The organism is Falsiroseomonas oryziterrae, assembly GCF_021864505.1.
Lineage (GTDB): Bacteria > Pseudomonadota > Alphaproteobacteria > Acetobacterales > Acetobacteraceae > Falsiroseomonas > Falsiroseomonas oryziterrae.
On the sequence record NZ_JAKJIB010000250.1, the window covers coordinates 1 to 6368 of the forward strand.

Here is a 6368-nt window from a genome sequence, read left to right on the forward strand (position 1 = left end):
GCCCGTCACCTCCGGCACCTCCGGCCCGCGCGCGAACCAGATGCCGACCGGCGCCAGCTCCGTCAGCGTCTCCAGCTCCGCCACCTTGGTGCCGAGCGCGCGCTCCGCCGCCTCCGCGCGGCGCAGCGCCTCGCGCAGCCCGGCGCCGAGCAGCACGATCAGCGCCTTGGTCACCAGCACGACCGCGAGGCTCGCCGAGGCGCCCGGCGTCGCCAGGGCGAAGCTGCCCGAAGGCTGCACGAACAGCGCCCACGCCACGAGCGTGCCGACGGCGGCGGCGACCAGCCCGGCCGCCAGGCCGCCGAGCAGCGCCGCCGCGACGGTGGAGACATAATAGGTCGCGAACGGCGCCACGCCGACCATCATCGGCTCGAGCACCGCGCGCGCCGCCGTCGCCGCCGCGGTCAGGCCGAGCGCGAGCGCGATGCCGCGCCACGCGGGCACATCGGCGCTCGTCGCCTTGGCCAGCCGCCGAAGGATCACCCCGCCCGCACTCCCTGCCGTTGCGCGCGAGTGTCGTCCCGTTCGGACAACCGCGCGCATCACCTTGCGGCGAGTGAACGACGCGTGCGGAGCAGGATCGGCAACCACCCGAAACGGGTGGTGATTTGGCCGCCTCGCGATCCGGCGCTATCCAGGCGGCCACGCATCCCGAACGGATACCCATGACCGCCCCGCGTCCCATCGCGCTCTTCGACATGAAAGCCCAGCAGGCGCTGATCCGCGCCGAGCTCGACCGCCGTTTCGCCGCCGTGCTCGACAGCGGCGCCTTCATCAACGGGCCGGAGGTGCGCGAGGTCGAGGCGAAGCTGGCGGAATTCGCCGGCTGCGCGCACGCGGTCGGCGTCTCCTCCGGCACGGATGCGCTGCAGATCGCAATGATGGCGGAAGGCATCGGCCGCGGCGACGCGGTGTTCCTGCCCGCCTTCACCTACACCGCGACGGCCGAGGTGCCGCTGGTGCTCGGCGCGACGCCGGTCTTCGTGGACGTCGATCCCGTCACCTTCAACATCGACCTCGCCGACCTGCGGCGCCGTCTCGCGATGGTGCAGGCGGAGGGCCGGCTGCGCCCGCGCGCCGTGGTCGGCGTGGACCTCTTCGGCCTGCCCGCCGACTGGCCCGCGATCGAGGCGCTGTGCGCCGAGCACGGCATGTTCGCGCTCGACGACGCGGCGCAGGCCTTCGGCGCGGCGCTGCACGGCAAGCGGCTCGGCCGCTGGGGCCATGCCGCGGCGCTGAGCTTCTACCCGACCAAGACTCTCGGCTGCTACGGCGACGGCGGCGCGCTGCTGACCGACGACGCCGACCGTGCGGAGCTCTACCGCCAGCTCCGCACGCATGGCGAGGGCAAGACGCGCTACGAGGTGCTGCGCACCGGCATGAACGGAAGGCTGGACACGCTCCAGGCGGCCGTCCTGCTGTGCAAGCTGCCGCTGCTGGCGGACGAGCTGGCGTCACGCACGCGCATCGCCGCGGCCTATGCCGAAGGCCTGCGCGGCCTGCTGCAGGTGCCGACGAGCATCGAAGGCGCCGACCACGCCTGGGGCCTCTATTCCGTGCTGCTGCCCGCCGGCGTGGACCGCGCGCGCGTGCAGGATTCGCTGAAGGCCGCGGGCGTGCCGACCGGCATCTACTACCCGAAGCCGCTGCACCACCAGCCGGCCTACGCCGCCGCACATGCCGGCAGCATCGCGGGTGGCCCGCCGCCGCTGCCGGTCAGCGAGATGCTGTGCGAGCGCATCCTGTCGCTGCCGATGCACCCGTATCTGACGGAGGAGGAGGTGGCGCGCGTGATCGCCGCGATGCGCGCGGTGCTGTAGCGCACCCGCGCGCGCTCCGGCCCCGCGGCGCCGCGGCCGGACACGAAGGAGAGGACGATGGACCGACCGCGCGAAGCCGGCGCCCCGATCCCCTCCACCGCGCCCGTCGCTGCCGGTTCCGCGTCCAATGCCCGCTTGGTCGGGCTCATCCTCGGGCCGGTCCTCTGCGTCGTCATGCTGCTGCTGCCCGCGCCCGAAGGCCTGCCCCCGGCCGGCTGGAAGGTGGCGGCGATCGCCGTCCTGATGGCGGTCTGGTGGGTGACGGAAGCCATCCCGATCCCGGTCACCGGCCTGCTGCCGCTCGCGCTGTTCCCGACGCTCGGCGTGGCGACGATGGCGGAGACCTCCGCGCCCTACGCCGATCCGCTGATCTTCCTGTTCCTCGGGGGGTTCCTCATCGCGCTCGGGCTCGAGCGCTGGAACCTGCACCGGCGCATCGCCCTCCGCGTCGTCTCCGTCGTCGGGACGCGCCCGGCGGCGCTCGTCGGCGGCTTCATGCTCGCGACGGCCTTCCTCAGCATGTGGGTGAGCAACACCGCGACCGCAGTGATGATGCTGCCGATCGGCCTGTCCGTGATCGCGCTGCTCGACCGCGACGGCACGGGCGCGGGCGGCTTCGCCACCGCGCTGCTGCTCGGCATCGCCTATGCCGCGAGCATCGGCGGCCTCGCGACGCTGATCGGCACCCCGCCGAACGCGCTGCTCGCCGCCTTCATGGGCCGGACCTACGGGGTCGAGATCGGCTTCGCGCAATGGATGGCGATCGGCCTGCCGCTGACCGCCGCGCTGCTGCTCTGCGCCTGGCTGATCCTGACGCGCATCGCCTTCGCGCTGCCGCGCGCCGCCGTGGCCGGCTCGACGAAGCTCATCCGCGGCGAACTCGCCGCGCTCGGCCGCCTGACCGGGCCGGAGATCCGCGTCGGGCTCGTCTTCCTGGCCGCGGCGACGCTGTGGGTGGCGCGGCCCGCCCTGGCCGGCGTGCTGCCGGCCGGCGTCAACGACACGGTGATCGCCATCGCCGCCGGCGTGCTGCTGTTCATCGTCCCGGCCGGAGCCGGCACGCCGGCCGGCACCGCCCTGCTCGACTGGACCGCGGCGAAGCGCCTGCCCTGGGGCGTGCTGCTGCTGTTCGGCGGCGGGCTGTCGCTCGCCGCCGTGATCAGCAAGAGCGGGCTCGCCGCCTGGATCGGCGCGGGTTTCGCGGGTCTCGGCGCCTGGCCCGTGATCCTGGTCGTGCTGCTGGTGACCGCGGGGATCATCTTCCTGACCGAGCTGACCAGCAACACGGCGACGGCCGCGGCCTTCCTGCCGCTGATGGCCTCGGTGGCGCCGGCGCTGGCCATCGATCCCTTCCTGCTGACGATCCCGGTGGCGCTGGCGGCCTCCTGCGCCTTCATGCTGCCGGTGGCGACGCCGCCCAATGCCATCGTGTTCGGCAGTGGACACCTGACCGTGGCGCAGATGGCGCGCGCCGGCTTCCTGCTGAACCTCGCCGCGATCGCGGCGATCGTCGGCCTCGTCTGGCTCCTGGTCGGGCCGGTCTTCGCCACCCAGGGTCGCTGACCACGGCGGTCCGCACCACGTGCCCCAGGTCCGTGGACGGCCTCTCCGCCCGGACACCGTCGTCGCGCCTCCTCCCGTTCCGGCCGCTCAATGATGCTTCCAGATCACCTCGTCCGGCGGCCGGCCGGGGCCGTCGCCTACCAGCCCTTGGCCTTGAGGTTGTCGTAGCCGCTGATCCAGCTCGCACCGATCGTCTCCACGACCGGCCTGCCATCCATCCTGCGCACGAGGCGGTAGCCCTCGTCGTCGGTCCTGCTGCCCCAGGGCTCGTAGACGCCAAAGGCCTCGCCAAGGCTTCCCCACTTCTCGCGCACCATGTCGGCGATCGGCTTCGCGACGGAGCGGCCTTTTCCGTTGTCGCCGCAGAGATTGATGAAGGCGCTGACCGTCAGCTCCATCACCACCCGCAGCTCGAGGCCGCCGGCCCTGAAATCCAGGTAGACCTCGTTCGGGGTGGAGATGGTGTTGAGCATGTCGCCCGCCTTCAGCGCGCGCTTCGTGGCCCGGCCGAGCAGCAACAGCCGGTAATGCACCGTCGGCCGCCTGATCTCCGGGATGGGGATCATCAGATCCTCGCCCACCACCGGCTGCATGCTCGCATGGTGAAGGTAGAGGTCGTGGTAGCTGCTGCGATGGCCGAAGGTCTTCGCCACATTGTAGACCAGCTGGTTCACGGCGGAGCGCCTGTCGGCCTTCCTCAGCCGGAAGCCCCCCATGTTGGCGCCCATGTGCTCCATCACGTCCTTGATGAGCATGGAGTTCGTCATCGCATCCAGCGCGCCAGTGCCGTTCAGATGATACACGTCGATTCCCCCGGTCGCCCCCGCAGGGGATCCCCCCCAGCCCCGCGGCGGTGGGCGCAGGATTAGCGCGGAGCGTGGCGTCGTTGCGGGAAGCCCGGGGAATTTCCCGGAACTTCTCGCGCTTTCCCGGATCCTGGGTGCCCGCTATCTTGTGCGGCGCCGGAACGTCTTCGCATGCACAGAGACCTCGCCGAGAAGCTGCGCCTCACCGCCGCTGCGCTGGGCTGCGCCACCCGCAAGGATCTCTGTGCGCAGTTCCGTCGCGCGAACCCGGCCAGCCAGGTGGACCCCGACCGGCTCGGCAAGTGGATGCAGGGCCGCGCCGCACCACGGGACAGCAGCGTCTATGCCGACTGGGCGCGCCTGATCGGCACGGCGCGCTCCGCCGCCTGGATGCGAAGCTGCTCGCCGGAGGAGCTGCGCGCCGAGCTCGCCCGCACGCTGAACCTCGAAGCCTCTGCCCTGCCGCTCGCGGAGCCCGGCCTCGGTGGCCCGGGCGCGCATCTCGTCGGAGCCTATGCCTGCTACTCGCCGGCCTGGTCGCCGTATTTCGCCGGCCGCGTCATCCGCGGCTCGCTCAGCCTGACGCCGGGTCGGCGCCGGACGATCATGGCTGCGTATTCGGAGACATTGCTCGGGCGCCGCGTGAGCTTCACCGGCGCGCCGACGATCGGCGGCTCCATCCACCTGCCCCTGACGGAGGAAGGATCGGGCCTGCCCGTCTACCTGGCGCTCTACCTGCCCCCGCCACCGGCCAGCGTGCTCGCCGGCATCATCGCAGGCACGACCATGGTGGGGCCGGAATGCCGCCCATCGGCAGGGCGCCTGATCGCGCTGCGGGTCCCGGACAAGGCCGCCCTCGCGCGGAGCGACCGCTATCTCGCGGCAGGGGAGAGCATCGCCGACGACCTCGTCGCCCTCGGCCTGCCGCCGGCATCCGCGCGCGCAGCAGGTGCGATCACGGAACGGCTGCTGACCGAGCCCGGCTCGGCCGCCTTCGGCCAGGTGCCGCTCTCCGCGCAGACAGCGCTCGCAGCGGAGCTGGATCCCGTCTGGCTCGGCTGCCCTGTCGCGGCCGACGGCACCTGACCGTCAGCGCCGCAGGGCGTGGCCCGGGCGCGACGGCCGAAGGCGGCCAGCATCAGGACACTAGTGATGCTTCCAGATGACCTCGTCCGGCGCCGGTCCCGTCGGGTCGCAGGGCAGCCACTGCCCGTTCGCGACGCTCTTGCCCGTCATCGACAGGATGAAGCCCCAGTGGCTGACCACCACCGTATGCGCCCAGTCGTCCAGCGCGGCCATCTCGCCCCGGAACCGCGCCGCACGTGCGATCACCTGCTCGGCCGGCTCCTCCACCTCCGGCCACCACACCTCCTCGATGTGATCCAGCGCCACCTCGGGGAATTCCGCGCGCAGATGCGTCACCGGGCTGCCGATGTCGCAGGCGAAGGCGTAGCGCTCCCGCACCACGGGGTTCACCGTCACCGGCAGCCCCAGCCGCCGCGCCAGCGGCGCCGCGGTCTGCAGCGCGCGCGTGTAGGGCGAGGCGATGATGCGCCGGATCTCGTGCGCCGCCGCCAGCGCCTCCGCCGCCGCCTCGGCCTGGCTGTGGCCCAGCGGCGTCAGCTTCGGATCCTTGATGCCCGGATCCTTCCGCGTCTGCGTGAACAGCAGGTTGAACTCGCTCTGGCCGTGGCGAAGCAGGATCATCGCGTGGGGGACCTCCGGATGCGCAGGCGGCTCGGATGCCGATCGCGTTCGCCGACCAGCGGCCGCCCGAGGCGGCCGAGGCCGCGAATGCAGCCCGCGGCCAGTGCCGCGAAGCCAAGCCCCGGAGGAGCGCCGGCGTCTGAGGTGCCTTCTCGTGTCAACGAGAAGGCTCGCCGGTATTAGGGGCGCCCGTTACGCCCCGCAACCTGCCTTGCCGTTGCGCCGACCCCCTGCCAGCCCTAAGTGTTGCCCGAGCAAGGAGTCCTCCATGTCCGGCGGTTTCCCGGTCGACCTGATCCTGTTCGCGATGGTCGCGGCCTTCCTGGTGCTGCGCCTGCGCAGCGTGCTGGGTCGCCGCACCGGCTTCGAACGGCCCCGCCGCGAGGGCCCCGGCGCCTACGACCCGGCGGCGCGCACCGCCCCCGCGGCCGATGCCGTGCCGGAACTGCCCGCCGCCCAGCCGCAGGCCGGC

At 72.5% G+C, this 6368-nt stretch carries 6 protein-coding genes and 1 pseudogene; 4 read left to right on the forward strand and 3 right to left on the reverse strand.

Going from position 1 to position 6368, the window contains the following annotated elements:
* A partial coding sequence (locus L2I40_RS17110) for a DUF4118 domain-containing protein (protein ID WP_237216405.1) occupies nucleotides 1-483 on the reverse strand: 483 nt, incomplete at its 3' end.
* A 182-nt stretch (nucleotides 484-665) separates the two neighbouring features.
* Between L2I40_RS17110 and L2I40_RS17115 the strand changes: the two genes are divergently transcribed.
* Nucleotides 666-1820: a DegT/DnrJ/EryC1/StrS family aminotransferase gene (locus L2I40_RS17115; protein ID WP_237216406.1), complete on the forward strand. Its 1155-nt coding sequence runs from the start codon at nucleotides 666-668 to the stop codon at nucleotides 1818-1820.
* Between the two features lie 57 nt (nucleotides 1821-1877).
* Entirely contained in the window at nucleotides 1878-3383 is a 1506-nt protein-coding gene (locus tag L2I40_RS17120) for an SLC13 family permease (protein WP_237216407.1), read from the forward strand.
* Between the two features lie 137 nt (nucleotides 3384-3520).
* Here L2I40_RS17120 and L2I40_RS17125 read toward each other — a convergent pair whose 3' ends face one another.
* Nucleotides 3521-4186, reverse strand: a complete 666-nt coding sequence (locus L2I40_RS17125) for a hypothetical protein (protein ID WP_237216408.1) — start codon at nucleotides 4184-4186, stop codon at nucleotides 3521-3523.
* A gap of 174 nt (nucleotides 4187-4360) precedes the next feature.
* Between L2I40_RS17125 and L2I40_RS17130 the strand changes: the two genes are divergently transcribed.
* Entirely contained in the window at nucleotides 4361-5275 is a 915-nt protein-coding gene (locus tag L2I40_RS17130; protein WP_237216409.1) for a hypothetical protein, read from the forward strand.
* Nucleotides 5276-5335: 60 nt separating this feature from the next.
* Here the strand turns inward: L2I40_RS17130 and L2I40_RS17135 are convergent, their stop codons facing one another.
* Complete coding sequence (locus tag L2I40_RS17135) at nucleotides 5336-5896, reverse strand: histidine phosphatase family protein (protein ID WP_237216410.1); 561 nt, start codon at nucleotides 5894-5896, stop codon at nucleotides 5336-5338.
* 268 nt (nucleotides 5897-6164) lie between these two features.
* Here L2I40_RS17135 and L2I40_RS17140 point away from each other — a divergent pair.
* Nucleotides 6165-6368, forward strand: a pseudogene (locus L2I40_RS17140) (Tim44/TimA family putative adaptor protein); the annotation flags it as partial.